Origin of the sequence: Streptosporangium brasiliense, from assembly GCF_030811595.1 — a bacterium.
Lineage (GTDB): Bacteria > Actinomycetota > Actinomycetes > Streptosporangiales > Streptosporangiaceae > Streptosporangium > Streptosporangium brasiliense.
The window spans coordinates 1,786,621-1,805,140 of the sequence record NZ_JAUSRB010000002.1 but is presented as its reverse complement, the minus strand read 5'-3'; the positions used below and the strand labels follow the sequence as shown (position 1 = coordinate 1,805,140).

General features: G+C 69.1%; 26 protein-coding genes and 1 tRNA gene. 13 read left to right on the top strand and 14 right to left on the bottom strand.

Translation table 11 applies throughout. The annotated features are described in order from the left end of the window. Nucleotides 1-26: 26 nt before the first annotated feature. Entirely contained in the window at nucleotides 27-158 is a 132-nt protein-coding gene (locus J2S55_RS16995) for a hypothetical protein (protein ID WP_306861706.1), read from the bottom strand. Between the two features lie 517 nt (nucleotides 159-675). Here J2S55_RS16995 and J2S55_RS16990 point away from each other — a divergent pair. Beyond that, nucleotides 676-1,359, top strand: coding sequence for a maleylpyruvate isomerase N-terminal domain-containing protein (locus tag J2S55_RS16990; protein ID WP_306861704.1), 684 nt, complete (start codon nucleotides 676-678; stop codon nucleotides 1,357-1,359). A 126-nt stretch (nucleotides 1,360-1,485) separates the two neighbouring features. Here J2S55_RS16990 and J2S55_RS16985 read toward each other — a convergent pair whose 3' ends face one another. Next, nucleotides 1,486-1,821 (bottom strand): hypothetical protein, encoded by a 336-nt coding sequence (locus tag J2S55_RS16985; protein ID WP_306861702.1) that lies wholly within the window; start codon nucleotides 1,819-1,821, stop codon nucleotides 1,486-1,488. 144 nt (nucleotides 1,822-1,965) lie between these two features. On the opposite strand from J2S55_RS16985, the gene J2S55_RS16980 reads away from it, so the two are divergent. After that, nucleotides 1,966-2,661 carry a tyrosine-type recombinase/integrase gene (locus J2S55_RS16980; protein ID WP_306861700.1) on the top strand — a complete coding sequence of 232 codons (696 nt, stop codon included), beginning with the start codon at nucleotides 1,966-1,968 and terminating at the stop codon, nucleotides 2,659-2,661. Further along, a complete protein-coding gene (locus J2S55_RS16975; RefSeq protein ID WP_306861698.1) occupies nucleotides 2,646-3,131 on the top strand; it encodes a tyrosine-type recombinase/integrase in 486 nt (161 codons plus the stop codon). The genes J2S55_RS16980 and J2S55_RS16975 overlap by 16 nt, the downstream gene beginning before the upstream one ends. 306 nt (nucleotides 3,132-3,437) lie before the next feature. On the opposite strand, the gene J2S55_RS16970 is transcribed toward J2S55_RS16975, so the two are convergent. Next, the gene (locus J2S55_RS16970; protein WP_306861696.1) at nucleotides 3,438-3,683 is read right to left on the bottom strand and encodes a hypothetical protein; all 246 of its coding nucleotides are present in this window, start codon (nucleotides 3,681-3,683) and stop codon (nucleotides 3,438-3,440) included. Next, on the bottom strand, nucleotides 3,684-4,016 hold the full coding sequence (locus tag J2S55_RS16965) for a DUF6247 family protein (RefSeq protein WP_306861694.1): 333 nt from the start codon (nucleotides 4,014-4,016) through the stop codon (nucleotides 3,684-3,686). A gap of 154 nt (nucleotides 4,017-4,170) precedes the next feature. Here J2S55_RS16965 and J2S55_RS16960 point away from each other — a divergent pair, with 154 nt between their 5' ends. Continuing rightward, the gene (locus tag J2S55_RS16960; protein ID WP_306861692.1) at nucleotides 4,171-4,320 is read left to right on the top strand and encodes a hypothetical protein; all 150 of its coding nucleotides are present in this window, start codon (nucleotides 4,171-4,173) and stop codon (nucleotides 4,318-4,320) included. 56 nt (nucleotides 4,321-4,376) lie between these two features. Here the strand turns inward: J2S55_RS16960 and J2S55_RS16955 are convergent. Continuing rightward, a tRNA-Ala gene (locus tag J2S55_RS16955) sits at nucleotides 4,377-4,452 on the bottom strand. Nucleotides 4,453-4,722: 270 nt separating this feature from the next. Here J2S55_RS16955 and J2S55_RS16950 point away from each other — a divergent pair. Further along, nucleotides 4,723-5,460, top strand: a complete 738-nt coding sequence (locus J2S55_RS16950; RefSeq protein ID WP_306861690.1) for a thermonuclease family protein — start codon at nucleotides 4,723-4,725, stop codon at nucleotides 5,458-5,460. Nucleotides 5,461-5,650: 190 nt separating this feature from the next. On the opposite strand, the gene J2S55_RS16945 is transcribed toward J2S55_RS16950, so the two are convergent. The 4 genes from J2S55_RS16945 to J2S55_RS16930 all read right to left on the bottom strand — a co-directional run bounded on the left by J2S55_RS16945 (nucleotide 5,651) and on the right by J2S55_RS16930 (nucleotide 7,533). Next, on the bottom strand, nucleotides 5,651-6,391 hold the full coding sequence (locus tag J2S55_RS16945) for an HAD-IA family hydrolase (protein WP_306861688.1): 741 nt from the start codon (nucleotides 6,389-6,391) through the stop codon (nucleotides 5,651-5,653). A gap of 29 nt (nucleotides 6,392-6,420) precedes the next feature. After that, nucleotides 6,421-6,540 (bottom strand): DLW-39 family protein, encoded by a 120-nt coding sequence (locus tag J2S55_RS16940; protein ID WP_210157488.1) that lies wholly within the window; start codon nucleotides 6,538-6,540, stop codon nucleotides 6,421-6,423. Nucleotides 6,541-6,694: 154 nt separating this feature from the next. Next, on the bottom strand, nucleotides 6,695-7,105 hold the full coding sequence (locus J2S55_RS16935) for a VOC family protein (RefSeq protein WP_306861685.1): 411 nt from the start codon (nucleotides 7,103-7,105) through the stop codon (nucleotides 6,695-6,697). Nucleotides 7,106-7,248: 143 nt separating this feature from the next. After that, entirely contained in the window at nucleotides 7,249-7,533 is a 285-nt protein-coding gene (locus tag J2S55_RS16930) for a GNAT family N-acetyltransferase (RefSeq protein WP_306861683.1), read from the bottom strand. 566 nt (nucleotides 7,534-8,099) lie between these two features. Here J2S55_RS16930 and J2S55_RS16925 point away from each other — a divergent pair. The 3 genes from J2S55_RS16925 (at nucleotide 8,100) to J2S55_RS16915 (ending at nucleotide 9,820) form a co-directional block, all read left to right on the top strand. Beyond that, on the top strand, nucleotides 8,100-8,477 hold the full coding sequence (locus J2S55_RS16925) for an STAS domain-containing protein (RefSeq protein ID WP_306861681.1): 378 nt from the start codon (nucleotides 8,100-8,102) through the stop codon (nucleotides 8,475-8,477). Nucleotides 8,478-8,768: 291 nt separating this feature from the next. Then, complete coding sequence (locus J2S55_RS16920; RefSeq protein ID WP_306861680.1) at nucleotides 8,769-9,167, top strand: ATP-binding protein; 399 nt, start codon at nucleotides 8,769-8,771, stop codon at nucleotides 9,165-9,167. A gap of 248 nt (nucleotides 9,168-9,415) precedes the next feature. After that, nucleotides 9,416-9,820, top strand: a complete 405-nt coding sequence (locus J2S55_RS16915) for a GNAT family N-acetyltransferase (protein ID WP_306861679.1) — start codon at nucleotides 9,416-9,418, stop codon at nucleotides 9,818-9,820. 43 nt (nucleotides 9,821-9,863) lie between these two features. Here the strand turns inward: J2S55_RS16915 and J2S55_RS16910 are convergent, their stop codons facing one another. Continuing rightward, nucleotides 9,864-10,337, bottom strand: a complete 474-nt coding sequence (locus J2S55_RS16910) for an NUDIX domain-containing protein (protein WP_306861678.1) — start codon at nucleotides 10,335-10,337, stop codon at nucleotides 9,864-9,866. A 207-nt stretch (nucleotides 10,338-10,544) separates the two neighbouring features. Here J2S55_RS16910 and J2S55_RS16905 point away from each other — a divergent pair, with 207 nt between their 5' ends. After that, entirely contained in the window at nucleotides 10,545-11,603 is a 1,059-nt protein-coding gene (locus J2S55_RS16905) for a polysaccharide deacetylase family protein (protein WP_306861677.1), read from the top strand. An 87-nt stretch (nucleotides 11,604-11,690) separates the two neighbouring features. Here the strand turns inward: J2S55_RS16905 and J2S55_RS16900 are convergent, their stop codons facing one another. Continuing rightward, nucleotides 11,691-12,947 (bottom strand): MFS transporter, encoded by a 1,257-nt coding sequence (locus tag J2S55_RS16900; RefSeq protein WP_306861676.1) that lies wholly within the window; start codon nucleotides 12,945-12,947, stop codon nucleotides 11,691-11,693. A gap of 353 nt (nucleotides 12,948-13,300) precedes the next feature. Between J2S55_RS16900 and J2S55_RS16895 the strand changes: the two genes are divergently transcribed. Further along, nucleotides 13,301-14,317: an alpha/beta fold hydrolase gene (locus tag J2S55_RS16895; protein ID WP_306861675.1), complete on the top strand. Its 1,017-nt coding sequence runs from the start codon at nucleotides 13,301-13,303 to the stop codon at nucleotides 14,315-14,317. A 25-nt stretch (nucleotides 14,318-14,342) separates the two neighbouring features. Here J2S55_RS16895 and J2S55_RS16890 read toward each other — a convergent pair whose 3' ends face one another. Next, nucleotides 14,343-14,825 (bottom strand): metallophosphoesterase family protein, encoded by a 483-nt coding sequence (locus J2S55_RS16890; RefSeq protein ID WP_306861674.1) that lies wholly within the window; start codon nucleotides 14,823-14,825, stop codon nucleotides 14,343-14,345. 194 nt (nucleotides 14,826-15,019) lie between these two features. Between J2S55_RS16890 and J2S55_RS16885 the strand changes: the two genes are divergently transcribed. The 3 genes from J2S55_RS16885 (at nucleotide 15,020) to J2S55_RS16875 (ending at nucleotide 16,532) form a co-directional block, all read left to right on the top strand. Next, the gene (locus tag J2S55_RS16885; RefSeq protein ID WP_306861673.1) at nucleotides 15,020-15,526 is read left to right on the top strand and encodes a DUF6153 family protein; all 507 of its coding nucleotides are present in this window, start codon (nucleotides 15,020-15,022) and stop codon (nucleotides 15,524-15,526) included. Between the two features lie 84 nt (nucleotides 15,527-15,610). Then, nucleotides 15,611-16,252 (top strand): DUF305 domain-containing protein, encoded by a 642-nt coding sequence (locus J2S55_RS16880; RefSeq protein WP_306861672.1) that lies wholly within the window; start codon nucleotides 15,611-15,613, stop codon nucleotides 16,250-16,252. Nucleotides 16,253-16,343: 91 nt separating this feature from the next. Next, nucleotides 16,344-16,532 (top strand): DUF4396 domain-containing protein, encoded by a 189-nt coding sequence (locus J2S55_RS16875; protein WP_306861671.1) that lies wholly within the window; start codon nucleotides 16,344-16,346, stop codon nucleotides 16,530-16,532. Nucleotides 16,533-16,557: 25 nt separating this feature from the next. Here the strand turns inward: J2S55_RS16875 and J2S55_RS16870 are convergent, their stop codons facing one another. Together J2S55_RS16870 and J2S55_RS16865 are read right to left on the bottom strand one after the other, a co-directional pair. Continuing rightward, entirely contained in the window at nucleotides 16,558-17,211 is a 654-nt protein-coding gene (locus tag J2S55_RS16870) for a class I SAM-dependent methyltransferase (RefSeq protein ID WP_306861670.1), read from the bottom strand. Between the two features lie 297 nt (nucleotides 17,212-17,508). Beyond that, nucleotides 17,509-18,321, bottom strand: coding sequence for an NAD(P)H-binding protein (locus tag J2S55_RS16865; RefSeq protein WP_306861669.1), 813 nt, complete (start codon nucleotides 18,319-18,321; stop codon nucleotides 17,509-17,511). Between the last annotated feature and the right edge of the window lie 199 nt (nucleotides 18,322-18,520).

The window sequence follows — 18,520 nt, the reverse complement described above, 5'->3', positions numbered from 1 at the left end:
ACGTGACGCACCTCGCGACGATGCTTTTACTCGGGGTCGCTCAACTCTCGATATGCCTCGCGTAGCTCGGCGGTCTCCGGCATGTGGCGCGTTTCAATGGCGTTGATCACCTCAGGTGCCCTCCAGTAGCTGGACGGCACCAGCACTCCGCTTGTCATGGCCGTGAGGGCAAACCGGCCGGCCTCGTCAGGTTGGTCGGCCGTCAGCAAGGCCAGTGCCAGGCCAAGGCGCACGGACACGGCCCTGCGTGGGCGGAACGGCTTTGCGTGGGCGGAACGGCCCATCTGCGGCCGGCGCCAATGCGAAGCACCCCGAAGGGGCCGTGAAACGGTTGGGGCCGGCGGTCGGAGCGGTGGCAAGCAAGGAACAAGCCGCTACCCATCACACGGAATGTCAGTCGGAACTGCTGATGTTCGGTCTCATCGGAGGCAAAGAAGTCTCATTGGACCTGATGAATCTTGCCGTTTGTCTCACTGCCGATCATGATCGTTTTCGGTTCTCAATGTATCTGTTCCACTCCCGCGTACCTGCTCCGTGGGCACGCCGCGCCTATTTAGCTGCTCCGCTTTAGCTGCTCCGCTTTAGCTGCTCCGCTTTAGCTGCTCCGCCCTCGCGGGTCCTTTCCTCCTGGAATGATCGGCATTCATGGGATATGTCGATGGTCAAGGGGGTCCGATGTCCGGCCGCGATGCGCTGGTTGCACTGACACAAGAAAGTCGGGCGTTGTCCGCAGTCCTGCGAGATTTGGAACCGGGATGCCTGAAGCTTCCAACGAACTGCCCACCCTGGGACATGCAGGAGCTCATCGTCCACATCACCGCCAGCATCGGCCTCGGCGACACCGGCTTTCCTGATGCCGAGCCGCATGCGCCACTCGTCAGTGCGGCCGATTACTATCGCAGACCTGAACGAGACACTCAGGTCTACCGGCAAAACAACGTCGATCAGACCCAGGAACTGGCCCGGAGGATCCTCGCCTCGACCTCTGCTGCTCAGTGGTTCGACGAGATTTCCCACGACTCAATCGCCAAACTGAGCCAAGAAGATCTGGACCGCGTGGTCCTGATGCCGGGCCGCGGTGCGATGAGACTGTCCGACTGGGTCGTCACCCGTGTCATCTCCGTCGCGGCCCACGGATTGGATGTCGCATTGGCCCTAGAGCGGACGCCGTGGACCACGCCCTCTGCACTGCACGTCATGCGGCCAGTTTTCACCGCGCTGCTCGGCATGGAACTTCCCGTCGACTTGAACTGGGATGACCAAGCGTTCCTGGCCGCAGCAACCGGTCGCCGAGCTTTGACAGGGGACGAGCGCACCCTGCTTGGTCCTCGAACGGAGCGCTTCCCGCTTCTGTCCTGACGCCGTCGTTTCCATTCCATCGGGGCATTGCCATATCGTCATGATCGGCGAGGCAGAGCAGTTGGACGGCTTGGACTTCCCCGTGCGGCGCGCACACTCCGCCCGCCTCAACCACCCATCCACTGGTCACGGCTGGTCGCGATCATCCCGGAGCCGAGCGCCCACGCCGGAGGCATGGTTGTCTTTTCGCCATTGGGCGACTGCGCAGACGAATGCTCCGAGCATCATCCCGAATCCCGCCTTTACCGTGATATCGAGGGTTTCGGAGCTGGCGGCGAAGGAACCGCCGAAGACGCCGGATGAGCTGACCAGAGCAAGAAGCAGCAAGGCCGCACCGGCGCCTAAGAATCCAGCTCGGAAGATCGTGAGTGCGGCGCCAGGGCTCATGATGGCGCGCCATATGGCGTTGCCAAGAGCGACCAGAGGGAGCAGGACGAGAAGGGGGTCAAAGAAAGTCATCACAGCGGCTGATCGTAGGGCAGTAGTGATGGGATCGGAATGGCTGTGAAGGCGGGTGGCGCATCCCGATCGCGGCCCGTGTGGCGGGCGCGCGAGAATGGCCCCCAGGCCGCACGCGCCGCCATGCGGCCCGCAAGCTCGGGCCGCATGGCGGCGCGGAGCGCCGCCCTTGAAAGACGCTTCGGACGCGTTCTGCAACTGCCCTCCGGCCGGTTCCAGGCTCGTTACACCGGCCCGGATGGGGTGGACCGCCCGGCACCGGAGACCTTCGCCGCCAAAACCGACGCTGAGGTCTGGCCGACCAGGAAAGAAGCGGAGATCGTCGATGACGAGTGGATCGATCCGGACGCAGGAAAGATCACATTAGGGGAGTACGGGCAAGACTGGATCGACGAGCGGCCGAACCTCCGCCTGCGCACGGTCGAGCTGTACGGCTACCTCCTCCGTACCCACCCCGTTCCCACCTTCGGCGAGAAGGCACTGAGCGAGATCAAGGACCCGCACGTCCGACGGTGGCGGAAGAAGCTGCTGGACGCGGGGGTCAGTGAGGTCACCGTGGCCAAGGCGTACCGGCTCATCAAGGCGATTCTCACCACGGCCGTGGATGACCGGCTCATCAAGCGGAACCCCTGCCGGATCAAGGACGCCGGCCAGGAGAAGTCACCGGAACGGCCGGTGCTGACGGTGGCCCAGCTCTACAAGCTCGCCGACACGATCGAGCCGCGTTATCGGGCTCTGGTGCTGCTGGGGACTTTCGGCAGTCTACGGCGGGGGAGCCGGCCGGCCTTCAGCGCCGAGACCTCGACCTGGACGCCGGAACCGTACGCGTGGAACGTCAGTTGACGCAGCTCACCGGCAAGGGGCTCGGCTTCACCGAACCCAAGTCTGCGGCGGGCAAGCGGACCGTGGTGGTACCCGAGCTGATCCTTGAGGACCTGCGGGCGCACGTGAAGGACTTCACCCAGGACGGTGACAAGGGTCTGGTATTCACGGGACCGGATGACGGGCCGCTCCGTGACACCAACTTCAACCGGCGTGTCTGGGCTCAGGCGCTCATGGACGCGGGCCTGCCAAAGATCCACTTTCACGACCTGCGGCACACCGGAAACACCCTCGCCGCGAACGCCGGGGCGTCGATCCGGGAGCTGATGGAACGCATGGGCCACTCCAGCACGAGGGCAGCGATGATCTATCAGCACTCGACCGACGAGCGGCAGCGGGAGGTGGCCCGCAAGCTCGACGACCTCGCCCGTGGGGCACTGAAGAAGGGATCGGGCACGCAACGGGCACGGGAACGGAAGAAAGCCGAATGAAGATCGAAGCCCAGGTTACGGCAACCTGCCTGACCTGGGCTTTTCCATGTCCGAGAAGGAGTGGAGCCTAGGAGATTCGAACTCCTGACATCCTGCTTGCAAAGCACCTCACAAGGGAGCTGGACCTCGACCGACACCCCTTCTCACCTGTGCATAGGGTCCATGGTGATCCATCGCTGTCCGGCCTCGTCCGTGGGCGTTGTCACTCAGTCGGTCACTCAAAGGTCCGGCCTTCGGAAGAGCTCAGGCGTGGACTCTGGCGTCTACCAGGCGGTTTCTCAGTCCGGCGGTCGTGCATGCGCAGAATTACGGCCATTCAACACGGATGAGATACACCTCACGTTGCTCATCCAGGACTACATACGTCGCGAGCCCCCGCTCGCCGAACGCATGAGTAAGCATGTTGGCCTTGGGATTAGCCGGGTTGTACGGCTGCCCGCTCCACGGCGCAATCTCCAGCAGGGTGAGCAGCTCGGCGAGCGGATGTAGCGCTTCCGCGGGGATCGCGGCGATCTGCTCTTCGGCGAGAGGATCAAGGGTGATCTCGTACACCTACAGGTCGACCCCGCGGGCACCGAGCACCTCACGCCACGGTCTTCCGGAGGAGACCGGTTCACCGGTAAGAACCTGCTCGGCTTTGGCATGCATTCGACGGCGTCCTTCTGGATCCCGTACCGAGTCACACGCGGAGATCCACCAGCGATGGACGAAGCCGTTCAGTGCACCGAGATCCAAGCTCACTCGAACCTCATCGAGCACTGCCTTGAGCCCCGCGTCGAACGCTTCGCGGTCCTGCGGCACGACCAGGGCGGCGCGGATGGCCCTCAAGTTCTTCTCAGGCATCGGTGAGCTGGGGGGCACGAACTCCTGCGGCTGTGCGGTCATGCTGAAATCTCCTCTCCCTGCTCATAGAGCCTACAGACTCCCGATGGGCTGGCTCAGGAATCCAGTCACTCGCGCAGGCGAAAACAGAACGATGGGCTGTGGCGTACACCTAGCCGCGCAACCGAGGGCGAGGCCGGGCAACCTCAAGGCGCGGGTGGGGCCCGACAGCGACCGGGCCGCGCTGATCTACCAGCACGCGACGCGGGACGCCGACCAGAAGATCGCCGACGCGCTGAGCGCACGCGTAGAGACCGAGCAGAGGAAGAACGACGGCGGGACGGCCGTGCCGGTTCCCGTGAGCTAATGGCCCGTTAATGGCCCGAGTGCCGCACACCAAGCTCCGTAGAGAGGTGTTCTGGCTGGTGGAGCCTAGGAGATTCGAACTCCTGACATCCTGCTTGCAAAGCAGGCGCTCTGCCAACTGAGCTAAGGCCCCGAGATTCAAGCCGTTGGCCTGCGCACATGCTCCGCTTACGGCTTGCTTCAGTCGTACACCGTAGCAACATGACCGGCTTGTGCGCCACTCGGCCCCCGGGTCCGGGCCGTGGCGGGCCGGAGGTCTCGTGAGCGGGGCCGCATTCCGCGTTATCCGCCACCCGTTATTGCAATTTAGTGCACTTCTTTTATGTCTATGAACTTCCCGTTTAAAACGGTCCAAATTCTGCTAGCTTGACGGTCCGGTCCTCTCAGGAATCAGGAGTTCCATATGAGAAGAGGCAGCACGGCCATCACGCTGGCCGCCATGGTCACATTCGCCACCGCGGGCTTCGCCGTCCCGGCCGGCGCCGGGCCGGCTCTGCCGGAGGGGACCGTACGGGCCAAGGTCAAGAAGGTCGTCGACGGCGACACCCTGCTCCTCCTTTTCGGCCGCAGGACGGTGAAGGTGCGGGTGCTGGAGGTGAACGCGCCCGGCGGGAAGGAGTGCTGGGCGAAGGAGGCGGCCGCCCGGACGGCCAAGCTGCTGCCGGCGGGCTCCACGGCGTACACGCTGGCCGACAGGAAACCGCAGGACAGAAATGGCCTGAGCCTTCTCTACGTCTGGAATTCCGAAGGGATTTCCATCAATCACGATCTCCTCCGGTACGGCTATGCGAAATGGAAGTCCATGACGCCGAACGACCGATTCACCGAATCCCTCAAGAAGGAGGAGAAGCGAGCCGCCGGGCAGCGGCTCCGGGTCTGGTCGGGCAAGTGCGGCGGGACGGCCACCCCGGCGCCGGCGCCGACCCCCACCCGCACTCCGAGTCCGCCGAAGCCGACGACCACACCGGAGCCGCGCCCCACACCGCGGCCGAGCGACACGGGGAGCGGCGGCACCGATCCGCGTTTCCGGACGTGCGGTGAGGCGAACGCCGCGGGTTACGGGCCCTACCGGCGTGGAGTGGACCCCGAATACGGCTGGTACCAGGACCGCGACGGGGACGGGGTGGTCTGCGAGCGCTAGCCGTGCGCAACCTCCGCGGCCGGTACGGCCTCCGTGGTCGATACGGGCTCTGCGGTCGATACGGCCTACGCTGCCGGTACGGCCGGGCCGGCGGGACCACAGTGTCGCCGGCCCGCCAGCGGGCGCGGAGGGGCCGCAGGGCGGTGCCCGCAGGCAACTGCTCAAAAGGCGGTGGGTGCGGAGGAGCCCGTCAGAGGGCGGCTGCACCCACGGGGACCCCCACCCGCTCGCCGCCGAACACCAGGGCGGGGAAGTCGGCGATGGAGTCCAGGATGTGCGTGGCGCCGCCCTTGAGGAGGCGTTCCTTGCTGTGCACCCCGGTCAGGACACCGGCGACCACCGAAGCGCCGGAGCGCCGGCCGCAGAGCATGTCGCTCTCGGAGTCACCGGCCACCGCGACCTGGCGGACGTCCTCGATGCCGAGGCGCAGGACCGCGGCGAGGACCATGTCGGGCATGGGGCGGCCGCGCCCGGCGTCTTCCGGGCAGAGCGCGAGGTCGATCTTGTCCGACCAGCTCAGGGTGCTCAGCACGCGGCTGAGAATGCCCCGGCTGAAACCGGTGATGAGGCAGACCTTGACACCGGCGGCGCGGAGCTTCTCCAGCGCCTCGACGGTGCCGGGCAGGGGGGCCAGGCCCGCGCGCCCGATGGCGCCCTCGTAGGAGCGCTCGAAGGTCAGGTTGGCCGCCTGGGCCTGGGCCTCGTTGTCGGGGAAGATGCCCCGGAAGACCTCGATCGTCGGGCAGCCCCGAGACCGGTGCACATGCACCATGGCACGTGCGTACGCACCGGTCCCGGGCACGATGCCCTGCGTGGCGATCGCCTCGGCGAACGCCCGTTCGACCATGGCGGTATCACCGATCGTGGTGCCCGCCAGATCCAGGCAGGCGAGCCTGATGGGAGTTACTTCCCCATCTTGGGCAAGGACCATGAAAGCACCTAAATCGGTAGCAGCGTTGTTCAGTTCTCGCTGCCGGTGGCCTCGGTCCACAGGTCCAGCTCGGCGCGGTCAGCCTGCACCTTGCGCCAGACCAGCAGTCCCCCCAGGGCGACGAGCGCCAGAACGATCAGCTTCTTCACGGTGTGACCCCACTTCTTGACGGTCTCACCTGCCGGGGTGAGACAACGCCCGGTTCCAACGGTTCCCTGCAGCCTAGCAAGGGATCGGGCCATGATCCGGTGTGCGCCGACAAGCCGACGTGGCAAATCTGCGCCAACCGGGTGATCTTTATCATCATGCTGTACGATCCGCGCTCGAATGATCGCCGATCGCGACGAGTTCGACCTCGAAGCCGTCCTCGTTCTCAAGATAACCCGCGTAATGGTCGGTTCCGCCCGCATGGGGATGCCGATCGGTGAACATCAGCGTCCATCCATGCCCGGGTGCCGCCGCGACCAGCGCATCTACTCTCTCGGATCCGATTACGCCGAAGGCCAAATGATTCAGACCCGGTCGGCATCGATCATGGGAGGGGGCGGTCGACGCGGGGGACTGTTCGACGACGACATATACGCCGTCCAGCTTCCAGCTCCGGCCGGCGCCCCATTCCTGGAAGGGCTGGTATCCCAGCTCCCCGAGCAGCCATCCCCATGACCTCACGGCCCGGCCGAGGTCCGGCACCCAGAGTTCGATGTGATGCAGCATGATCCGCATCCTGCCACCACGACCGCCGGGCCGGACCGGTGCGTCACGCGCCGCCCCCGTCCGAGGCTCCGGCCCGGCGGCCCGGCGGCCCGGGGGCCAAGGGGACCAGGGGGCTAAGGGGACCAGGGGAGACGCGTGACCGATCAGCTGCCCTTGACGAGGTCGGCGTAGTCGGGGTGACGCTCGATCCAGGTCTTCACGAACGGACAGCGCGGCACGACCTTCACACCTTCGGCCCGGGCCGCGTCCAGCGCCGTGCGGACGAGCGCGCCGCCCACCCCGTTGCCCTCGAACTCCGGCTCGACCTCCGTGTGGGTGTAGATGATGAGCCCCTCGTGCCGGGTGAACTCCAGCTGGCCCGCGTGCTTGCCCTCCATCTCCGCCTCGAAGAGATCGCCGCCGGGCGAGAGCTTGACTTCGACCTGCATGGAGCCTCCTCCGTCTGGCCGCCGGACGGCGGCGCACCGATCAGCCGGTTTTCCGCGGCATTCATTCCCCGGAAATTCATGACATGCGTCGGCGGGCCGGTCAATAGTCCCGGCGGGCCGGGTGCGGACAGTCCACCGGCGCGGCCGGAGCGCGCCCCACCAGGCAGGACGGCGGCGGACACTCTCCCTAAAGGGGATCCGACGGGATTTTGAAGGATAAGTAAACTGAGGAACGATGACGATTACGGCTGCGCCGATCCACCGGCCTTTCGCGAGGTGGCCGGCGCCCTCGCGGAAGGCTTGAGATTGCGGGTGAACAACCTCGGCGTTCGGTGGGTCACTCCGGCTCCACGGTCACCGCGCCCGGTGGCCGTACGGCATGCGCCGCGCCCGGTGGCCGTACGGCGCCGCGGCTCGGTGAAGTCTTCCGCCGGCGGGGCGGGTCTGGCGCCCCGCACCGGGGCGGCCGTGATCGGACAGGCGCTCACCGGGCCCGGTCCAGGTCTTTCCGATGGCACCGCCGCGTCGGCCCCTTTCGCCCCTCCACCGTCTGCAGAGGTTTCCCTGTGAGCACTGCCGTCCATGTCACCGCCGTATCCGACGGCACCGTGGAGCTGGAACATGTGTCCCTGCTGGCACTGACCGGTGAGCTCGACTACACCAACGCCGAGCGGCTCCAGCACGATCTCCAGGAGTTGCTCGGCACGCAGTCGTGCGATCTCGTCATCGATCTGAGCGGTCTGGCCTTCTGCGACTCCACCGGGATCCAGATATTCCTGGCCATCCGGAAGCTCGTCCACGGCCGTGGGGCCAGCATCACCCTGGCGCAGCTGCACCCCCGCCTGGAGCGGCTCTTCCATCTGACCGGGCTCACCCACGCCTTCGACATCCAGCCGACCGTCGGCGACGCCGTCGAGGCCCTGCGGTCACGGCAGTCGTCGTAGCGCTCCGCCCGGTAGCGCCCCCACCCAGTAACCGCCCCACCCGGTAGCGCCCCCACCCGGGCGGCCCGTCCACACCGCCGCGCGCCGTCCCCCGGCTCGCGGACCGGCCGCCGACACCCGCACCCGTGGCCGGCGGCTCTGGGCGGACAGCCCTTCTGCCCGTATGGTCGTAAGTTGGCAATGACCGGGCAGGTGTTTAGCATCATGTAACTCGTCAGCAACGCCCTGGGTCTGGAGCGGGTCGGCTCACCTCCCGGTGACTGCCAGACAAGGCGACGTCAAGGGGGTGTCGTGACCGGCGACCACGGCCAGCACTGGCCGATCGACGACGATCTCACCGCTCTGCGTCAGCGTCTCCTTCACCACGCGGCCCAGGCCGGTATGCGCGGCGAGCGTCTGGACGACCTGCTTCTCGCCGTCAACGAGGCCGTCATCAACGTCCTGGAGCACGGCGGCGGCAAGGGCACGCTGAGCATCTGGCACAACGACACCTGCATCACCGTCGAGGTCGTCGACCCCGCGGGCACCCTGGCCCCCCGGGACATCCCCCCGGAGCGCCCCACGGGCACCGTGCGGGGCTTCGGCCTGTGGCTGATGAACGAGCTGTGCGACGAGTTCGCCATCCAGCAGGCCGAAGGGGAGTCACGCGTCCGCCTGCGGATGTTCCTGCACCCCAGCCCCGCCCGGTGACCGCGTCCACATCCCCGGGCACCGGTAACGGCCCGCCCGGTCAACCCCCGCACCCGTAGCGGCCCGCCCGGTCAACCCTCCATACCGGTAACGGTCCCCCCGGTCACACCCCCACACCGGTAACGGTCCCCCCGGTCACACCCCCACACCGGTAACGGTCCCCCCGGTCACACCGCGTCCTGCCGCAGTTGGCGTCCGCGGACCGGCCGGGGGCCGCCATCCGCACGGCACATATCAGGAGCACCTTCATGATCCGTTATACCGACGCCGTCGACACGATCGGGGCCGACCGGCTCACGGGCTTCTTCGTGGGCTGGCCGGTCGCAGCTTCGCCGGAGCAGCATCTGGCGGTCCTGCGGGGGAGTTACCGCGCGTTCGTCGCGATCGACGAGGAGACCGAGCGCGTCATCGGTTCCGTGAACATGATCAGCGACGGCGTCCTGACCGCGTACGTCCCCTGGCTCGAAGTCCTCCCCGAATACCAGGGGCAGGGGATCGGGAGCGAGCTGATGCGGCGGATCCTCGCCGACACCGAGCACCTCTACTCCATAGACCTCCTCTGCGAGGCGCCGCTCCAGCCCTACTACGAGCGCTTCGGCATGCTCCCCGTCCCCGGGATGAGCCGCCTGCGCCGCTCCGCCCTCCAGGGCTGAGACCGCGGCCCCGGGCGACCGTCGGGCGTCCGGGGCCGCCCGCTCAGCCGGGGACGGCCCTGCCGTGCTCCAAATACACCGACTCACCGAGGTCACGGGCGGCGATCGCCGCCTTGACCCGCCGGGCCAGGCGCTCGGGCAGCAGACCGTCCAGCTCCTCCACGGGGTGGTAGCCGAAGCCCGTCAGCTCCTTGTCGGCGAAAGTGATCCGCGTGAGCGCCTCCGCGCCCAGCACGCCGCCGTCGAAGACGAACAGGACGATGTCGCCCATGCCCGGGTGAGGCGCCCAGTCCGCCACGAGCAGGCGGCCGATCGGCGGGTGGATGCCCAGCTCCTCGCCGACTTCGCGGACACAGGCCTCGTAGGGTGTCTCTCCCGGCTCCACACACCCGCCGGGGATGTCCCGTTCCGGCTTGTACGACGGCTGGACGATCATGACGCGGCCGGCTCCGTCGAAGAAGAGCGCACCCGCGGCCGCCCGCGCGCGGGCAGCGGGCGGGAACCCCTGCTCACTCATGATTCCGACTGTAGGCCAACTCCGCCCGCCGGGCCACGGTCCGGCGGCGCAGCGGGCCGGTGCCCCGGCCCCGGGCCGGCGGCGAGCCCGTGCGACCCGCGCCGCCGGGTACGAAGCTTTGCCTGAGCCGGAGATCAACCCGCAGGTCAGCGGGGGATGAGGTGCTTATCGTCTGTGCGCTGGGGGGATTCGATGGGCCTTCTTAGGGTGAGCAGAGTCGGCGCGGCGGCCGTGGCGGCGGGCGCCGTACTCGTCGGGTGCATGCCGTGGCAGGGTGAGGAAGCGCAGGAGAAGAAGGACGCGGGAGTGGCCGCAGCCGCCAAGGCGTCCGCGGCGGCGGCCGGACAGGCCAACCTCCGCAAGACCCGGCTGGCGGCCGCCGCGAAGGTCCGCGCCAACGAGCTGGGACAGATCCCCGTGCTCATGTACCACCGGGTGGTGGACAAGCCGACGACCCAGGACGACCGCACTCCCGCTCAGTTCCGCGCGGAGCTGGAGCGGCTGGCCCAGGAGGGCTACGTCCCGATCACCGCGGCCGAGTACGTCACCGGCCGCATCGACATCCCCGCGGGCCGGCATCCGGTCGTCCTCACCTTCGACGACTCCTCCCCGTCGCAGTTCGACCTGGATGGGGTGGGCGCCCCCAAGCCGCTGACCGCCGTCGCCATCCTCCAGGAGGTCGCTCAGCGCCACCCCGGGTTCCGCCCGGTGGCCACGTTCTACGTGACGCGTGACATGTTCGGCAAGGCGACGCCCGAGGAGCAGGCCCAGATGCTGATGTGGCTCCACGACAAGGGGTACGACATCGGCAACCACACCCGCGACCACAAGAGCCTCCGCGGCAAGCCGGAGAAGCAGGTGAACGCCGAGGTCGCCGCAGGCCACCAGCTCATCACCAAGCTGATCAGCACCAACCCGGTCACGCTGGCACTGCCGTACGGCAACCAGCCGGACCACAAGCAGTGGGGCCTCAAGGGCGCCACGGACGGCGTCTCCTATGACTACGGCGGGGTGTTCCTCGCCGGGTACACGCCCGCGATGTCGCCCTTCAGCAAGAATTTCGACCCGCTCGGCATCCCGCGCATCCGCTCGATGGACAAGACCGGCGACTGCGCGAAGTTCTGCTCCACCGCCTGGCTCGACTGGCTGAAGGCCAACAGCGACGAGCGCTACACCTCGGACGGCGACGTGAAGTCGGTGGCCTTCCCGAAGTTCAAGTCACCGTTCGTGGTCAAGCGTTTCAGCGAGCGCGTCCTGGCCTACTGACGGCATCCGGCCGGTCCGGCGGCCGCGGCCATCGGCGCCGCGGCCGGCGTGGCCGCCACGCGCCCGCGCCCACGCCCCGCCGCGGCGTCAGTGCGCCAGGACGTCGGGCTCCTCGGCGGGCTCCGGGGCCCGCAGGTTCCGCACCCCCGGCGAGAGCAGCGCGGCGAGGGAGGCCAGGACGACGACCGCGGCGCATCCCAGCAGCGCCGGCTCCGGGCCGATCAGGATCGCCAGCGGCCCGGCCACCAGCAGGCCGATCGGGCCGAACATCAGGGACCCGAGAGCGTCGTAGGAGCTGACCCGGGACAGGGACTCGGGCGGGATCTCCCGCTGCATCGTGGTGTTCCACAGCACGCCGAACAGGTCGAAGCAGACGCCCATCACGACCGCTCCGATGACGATCGTCCACAGCGGGGCGTCCAGGCCGAGCAGCAGGTAGGGCAGCGCCGTGGGCACGGTCATGCAGGTGCCGACCAGGATGGGACGGCGGGGCCGCAGCCGGAGCGCGAGGAAGACACCGCCGATCATGCCGACCGCCTCGCCGGCCAGGACCGCCGACCAGGCCGCCGCCCCGCCCAGGTGCTCCTTGGCCACCAGCGGGCCGAGCACCCCGTGCGCGGCCTGCACGGCCATCACCAGCACCGAGAACTGCGCGACCACCACCCACAGCCACTGCCGGGAGATGAACTCGCGCCAGCCGCCGCGCAGGTCGGCCAGGACCGAGTGCCGCTCGGCCGCGGAACGCTCCGCGGGGGTGAGGCGCAGCGCCGCGACGAGCACGGCCGCCACGGCGAACATGGCGCCGCTGACGACCAGGGCCCAGCCGCCGCCGAGCAGGACCACCGTGGCCCCGCTCAGGACGAGCCCGGCGACACGCGAGACGTTGGCGCCCAGCCCCATCAGGGCGTTGGCGGTCTGCAGCCGGTCGGCGGGGACGACGTCGGGGATGATGCCGGTCAGCGCGGGGAAGAGGATCGCGATCGCAACGCCGCTGACCGCCGCCGCCGTCACCAGGGCGGGCAGCGGGGTCCACCCAGTGAGCAGCATCACGGCCAGGCAGGAGAACGCCGCCGCGTTGAGCGCCTCACCGGCCATCATCACCCGGTGCCGGGGCAGCCGGTCGGCGATCACACCGCCCACGAGCATGAACGCCACCATCGGCAGCGACTCGGCGGCGAGGACCACCGACAGCGTCGTCGCCGTCGCCCCCGGCAGCGCGAGGACGCCGAAGGCGAGGGCCACGGGTGCGAACGAGCTGCCCAGCACCGAGATGGTCCGGGCGGTGAGCAGCAGGGCGAAGCGCCGATCCCGGAGCATCTCGAGATCGTGACGGTAGCTGTGCACCCGGCCGGCTCCTTCATGGGAAAACGCAAAGGAATTCCATCCTGTCGTCTCCCGGCCGCGATGTCGCTCGGATATTCGGATACGCGTCCCTCACCCGCTGGAGACGGTCGGCGGAGCCGTGCGCGGATCCGGGCCGGGCCGGGCCGGGTCCGGGGAAACTCCCGCTCCTCCATCGGAAGTGTGAAAGGTCTGCCGGGAACGCGGAAAGGCCCGGCACTGACCGTCATACAGCCATATCTACCTGCGAAAACAGGACGGGACGCGCTGCCTTTCGGATCGTGTCGAGAATAAAATGTGGACACGGCGCGCGGAGGGTCCGGCGATCGAGACCGGTGATCGGCAAGGAGGCCCCCATGGACTACGACGTCTTCGACCTGGGTGACGTCCGGCTGCAGGGCGGCGCCACGCTCCCCGGCGCCACGCTGGCGTACAAGACCTACGGCGAGCTCGCCGCCGGCAAGGACAACGCGATCGTCTACCCGACGTGGTATTCGGGCCAGCACTACGACAACGAGTGGCTGATCGGTGAGGGCATGGCGCTCGATCCGGCGAAATACTTCATCATCGTCCCGAACATGTTCGGCAACGGACTGTCGTCGTCCCCGAGCACCGCCCCGCCGCCGCACGACCGGGCGCGGTTCCCGCACGTGACGATGTACGACAACGTCCAGGCCCAGCACCGTCTGGTCACCGAGCGGTTCGGCATCGAGCGTCTGGAGCTCGTCACGGGCTGGTCCATGGGAGCCGGGCAGACCTACCAGTGGGCGGTCAGCCATCCGGACATGGTCCGGCGGATCCTGCCCTTCTGCGGTGCGGCGAAGACCAGCCTTCACAACATCGTCTTCCTTGAGGGCGTCAAGGCGGCTCTCACCGCCGACGCGGCCTGGGACGGCGGCTGGTACTCCGGGCAGCCGGGCATCGGGCTGCGGGCGATGGCCCGTGTCTACGCGGGCTGGGGTTTCTGCCAGCAGTTCTACCGGGAGAGGATCTACGAACGCGAGCCGCTCGGCTACGGCTCCCTCGAAGACTTCCTCGTCGGCTTCTGGGAGGGCCTGTTCGTCAAACGTGACGCCAACAACCTGCTCGCCATGTTGTGGACCTGGCAGAACGCCGACGTGGGCAAGACTCCGGGGTTCGGCGACGCGGCGGAGGCGCTCGCCGCGATCCGCGCGCCGGCGATCGTCATGCCCGCCGAGCAGGACCTCTACTTCCCGCCCGAGGACAGCGAGTGGGAGGTGGCCCACCTGCCCGACGCGGAGCTGCGCGTCATCCCCGGCGCGTGGGGGCACTTCGCCGGGGGTGGCCTCAATCCGGTGGACACCGAGTTCATCGACGACGCCCTCAAGGAGCTGCTCGCCACAGACACGTAGCCGGGAGGGGCACAGGACCGGCCGGTCAGGTGACCGGGGTGATCACGGCCTCGGCGAGGACACCGTCCTCGACGCGGAGCAGCCCCAGGGTGCCGTGGGGCTGGCGGCGCCGGTCGGTCGGCGACCCGGGGTTGAAGATGCGCAGTCCGGCGTCGCTCTCGTCCAGCGGGATGTGGGAGTGGCCGAAGACCACCAGGTCGGCCGAGGGGAACCGGCGGCGCATCCGGGCGAGCCGTCCCCGTGCCGCGCCGCTGTCGTGGATCATCGCCACCCGCAGCCCGCCGAGATCGAGTTCGAGCGTCTCGGGAGCCGCTATGTCGGGTCCGTCATTGTTGCCCTTGACGACGTGGACCGGCGCGTAGGCGGCGAGCTCGTCGAGCACATCGGCGGTGCAGACGTCACCGGCGTGCAGGATCAGGTCAGCGCCGCGGAGGTGCTCGGCCACTCTTGGTGGGCAGGACTTCCAGCGCCGCGGCGCGTGGGTGTCGGCGAGGACCACTACTTTCACCGTGCCATTGTCCCGCCCGTGCTCCACGGCCCGTCGCCCGCACCCGGCGGCCCGCATGCCCACTACGGGTCTCATATCCGCCGTGCCCGGAGTGCGCCAACTACGACGGCGGTGGCTCCAAACCGCCCTTGGTCATGCCGTCCGCACCGGGGTGACCTCCTCCGATACTCTACTATTGTAGATCGTAGGTTGCCGTGTCACAGCGGCCTGACCCCGCGTGCACGGAGGCGAGGATGGACGGCTCGGCCAGGAGGCGCCCGTCGTGGCGGTCTCGCCGGCTGCTGCTCCTCGCGCTCGTCCTGGGTGTCGCCGGGATGCACACCCTCGGTCATCTGGAGCACGGCGGCCCGTCGGTCACGGCTGGACACGGCGAGGTCATGCATCGGCGGGATCTCGCGCCGGTCCCCTCGCCCCCATCGGTGTCAGAGGCCGAGTCCGCTCTCATGTCCTCGCCCGCGACGGAGGCGGCGGGCGGGCGACGGATGTCCGGCACGGGCGACGATCTTCCCGGGCCCGACCCGTCCTCGGTCTGCCTGGCCGTACTGACCGCGCTCGTCGCCGTGTCCCTCGGCGCGGCGCGGGTGCGACGGCGGGCCTCGCAGGCCGCGGCCACCGCGCGCCCGTCGTCGTCGCCTGTCGCGAGGCCGCCGCCCGACAGGACGGCACTGCGCCTGGCACGTCTCTCGGTCCTGCGCATATAGGCCGATCGCTTCGGCGGACAGTCCCCGAGACCCGCCCGCCAACGGTCGCCAGGCAGATAACACCGAACCGGAAGAGACAAGCACATGACGTTCACCGACCGACCCGCCGACCGACCCGCCGGCCGCAGGCTCGCGCTCGCCGCCGCCGGAACCGGCCTGCTCGTGCTGCTGACCGCCTGCGGCGGGGGAACCTCGTCCACGGCGGCGGGCACCGGCGCGCCCAGCGGCGCTCCGGCCGCCGCCACCGCGAGCCCGCGTCCGTCGACCTCCTTCAACGAGGCCGACGTCACCTTCGCGCAGATGATGATCCCGCATCACGAGCAGGCGGTGGAGATGGCCGAGCTCGCCGAGAAGCGGGCCACCGATCCCGAGGTCAAGACACTCGCCGCGGAGATCAAGGCCGCCCAGGACCCGGAGATCGCCACCATGACCGGCTGGCTGTCGGCCTGGGGTAAGCCCGCCACCCCGGAGGGCGGCCACGGCGGGCACGACATGCCCGGCATGATGACCGCGGAGGACATGGCCAAGCTCCAGAAGGCGAAGGGGGCGGAGTTCGACCGGATGTTCGCCGAACTGATGATCGCCCACCACAAGGGGGCGGTCGAGATGGCCCGGACCGAGCAGGCCCAGGGGGCCGCCCCCGAGGCCAAGGCGCTCGCCGGGGAGATCGTGACCGCGCAGGAGGCCGAGATCGGGCAGCTGCAGAAAATCCTCGACAGGCTCTGACAGGGCATTACGCCAGGCCGGGGCCCGGGTGCACGCGCGCTCGGGCCCCGGTGCCCCCTCGGCGGCACCAGTCGGCCGGCAAGGTGTCTCAATGGAGATCGTCGACAACGGAGTGACGATGGTGGTGCCCGGCGCCATGGACGCCGGCCTCACCTCGGTCCTGTTCTGGGGCGCTCTCGCGTTCTCCCTGCTGGTGGCCTTCCTCGTCACCACCCCGATCAACAAGTGGATCATCGGCAGGGGCAAGGGACACGCGGTGGTCCACGCCTACCACCGCTGACGTCCCCCGGGCCGCCGCGCACGGCCTACCGAGCGCCGGCGGCCGGCGGGCGTGACGCCACACCGACGATGAAGAAGGAGACCGGGGTGCGGACCTCGGGGAGCAGGAAGCGCTCCAGCCGCTCCATGACGAACCCGGCGCGCTCGATCGCCGCGGCACTGTCACGGCCGGTGTGACAGCCGCCGGCAAGGCGCGGCCACACGGTGGCGTCCAGCAGCCGCTGCACCCGGACCAGGCCGGCCGAGTCGGCCCGGACGTGCTCCAGGAAGCGCAGTTGGCCGCCGGGCTTGAGCACCCGGCGGATCTCCCGCAACGCCGAGTCGGGATCCGGCACCGAGCAGAGCACCATCGACACCACCGCGGCGTCGAAGGTCCGGTCTCCGCCTGGAAGGCGGTCGGCGAGGCCGCCGACCACCTCGACCGGGACCGGGGCCGCGCGGGCGGCCGCCCGCGCGAGCCGGCGCAGCCGCGGTTCGGGCTCCACCGCGAGCACCCGGGCGACGGTGGGCGGGTAGTGGGCGAAGGTCAGCCCGTTCCCGGCGCCCACCTCGATCACCTGGCCCGACAGCCCGGCCAGCAACGTCTGCCGGCGGGCGGCCAGGCCGTGGCGCTCCACCACCGGGCTGACGCGGGCGTAGCACCGGGCGAAGATCGGGTGGTTGACCTGGGTCTCCGGCATGGCGTCCTCCCCCCTCGCCACCAGTTCACCAGCTGACCGGCGGCCGGACCAGGCCGACGGGCCGGAGACCGGCCCCGCGTCCGTGCCATCCGGCCCCCGAGGTGCCCCGCCGTACGAGTCCGGGACGCCTGTCCTCAGTGGCACGCCCCCGACAGGGGCACCCGTCGCGCGGAGCGGCCCGCCGTAAAGACTCGGAACGGCCCGCCGTACGAGTCCGGGACGCCTGTCCTCGGCGGCACGCCCCCGACAGGGGCACCCGCCGTACAGAGTGGCCCGCCGTACGGAATGGAAGGGTGCTCAGCGGAAGTCGGCGGCGTGGTCGGCCGCCCACTGGTGGAAGGTGCGGGCGGAGACGCCGGTCAGTTCCTCGACCGTGTGGGTGACCGGCTCCGGCTCGGCCACGATCCGCGCCCAGTGGTCGAGCGCGCCGTCGACGAAGGTGGCCTCGCCCCAGGCGGCGAGCAGTTGCTCGCGCGCGACCTCCCTGGGCAGCTCCTCGTAGCGTGCCGGGCGGCCGACCGCCTCTCCGATGATGCGGACCTGCTCGGCCTGGGTCACCACCGACGGCCCGGTGAGGTCGTAGATCTTCCCGGCGTGCCCGTCGCCGGTCAGCACGACCGCGGCGACCGCGGCGATGTCCCGCTCGTGGATGAGCGACCGCCCGGCCCGCGCGTACGGCCAGCGCACGACGCCCTCGCGGATCTGCTCTGCCCACATCAGCGTGTTGACGGCGAACCCGCCGGGCCGCAGGAACGTCCATTCCAGCCCGGACTCCCTGATCAGCGCCTCCAGCCCCCCGTGGAAGGTGCCCTCCGGGTTCATCGCCGACAGGTAGACGACGCGGCGCGCGTACTTGGCGATCAGCTCCACGACCGGCGCGGCCTGCTCGGCCGCGAACCCGGGCCAGAGCAGGAACACCGACTCGACCCCGTCCAGGGCCGCCTCCACCGTCGCCGGCCGGGTCAGGTCGCCGCGCACCGCCTCGACGCCCTCCGGCAGCCGGGCGGCACCGGGGTCGCGGACCAGCGCGCGCACCGCGGCGCCGGACTCCAGCAGCTGGGACACGATGTTGCGGCCGACGTTACCGGTCGCTCCGATAACCAGAATCATGGTCTCCTCCTTGGTCGCCCCCCATCCTGAAACTTGAACTGGACTTCAAGTCAACCCCGGCCAGGAGACCCGCCCGCGGTCACCGGATGGATCCCGCCCGAGGGCATGCCGTAGGGATCGCGTCAAAACTCAACCGCACGGCGTATGAAAGCCGCCAAGAACGGCAAAGTCCCACAAATAGCCCGGTTTGCTCTCTATG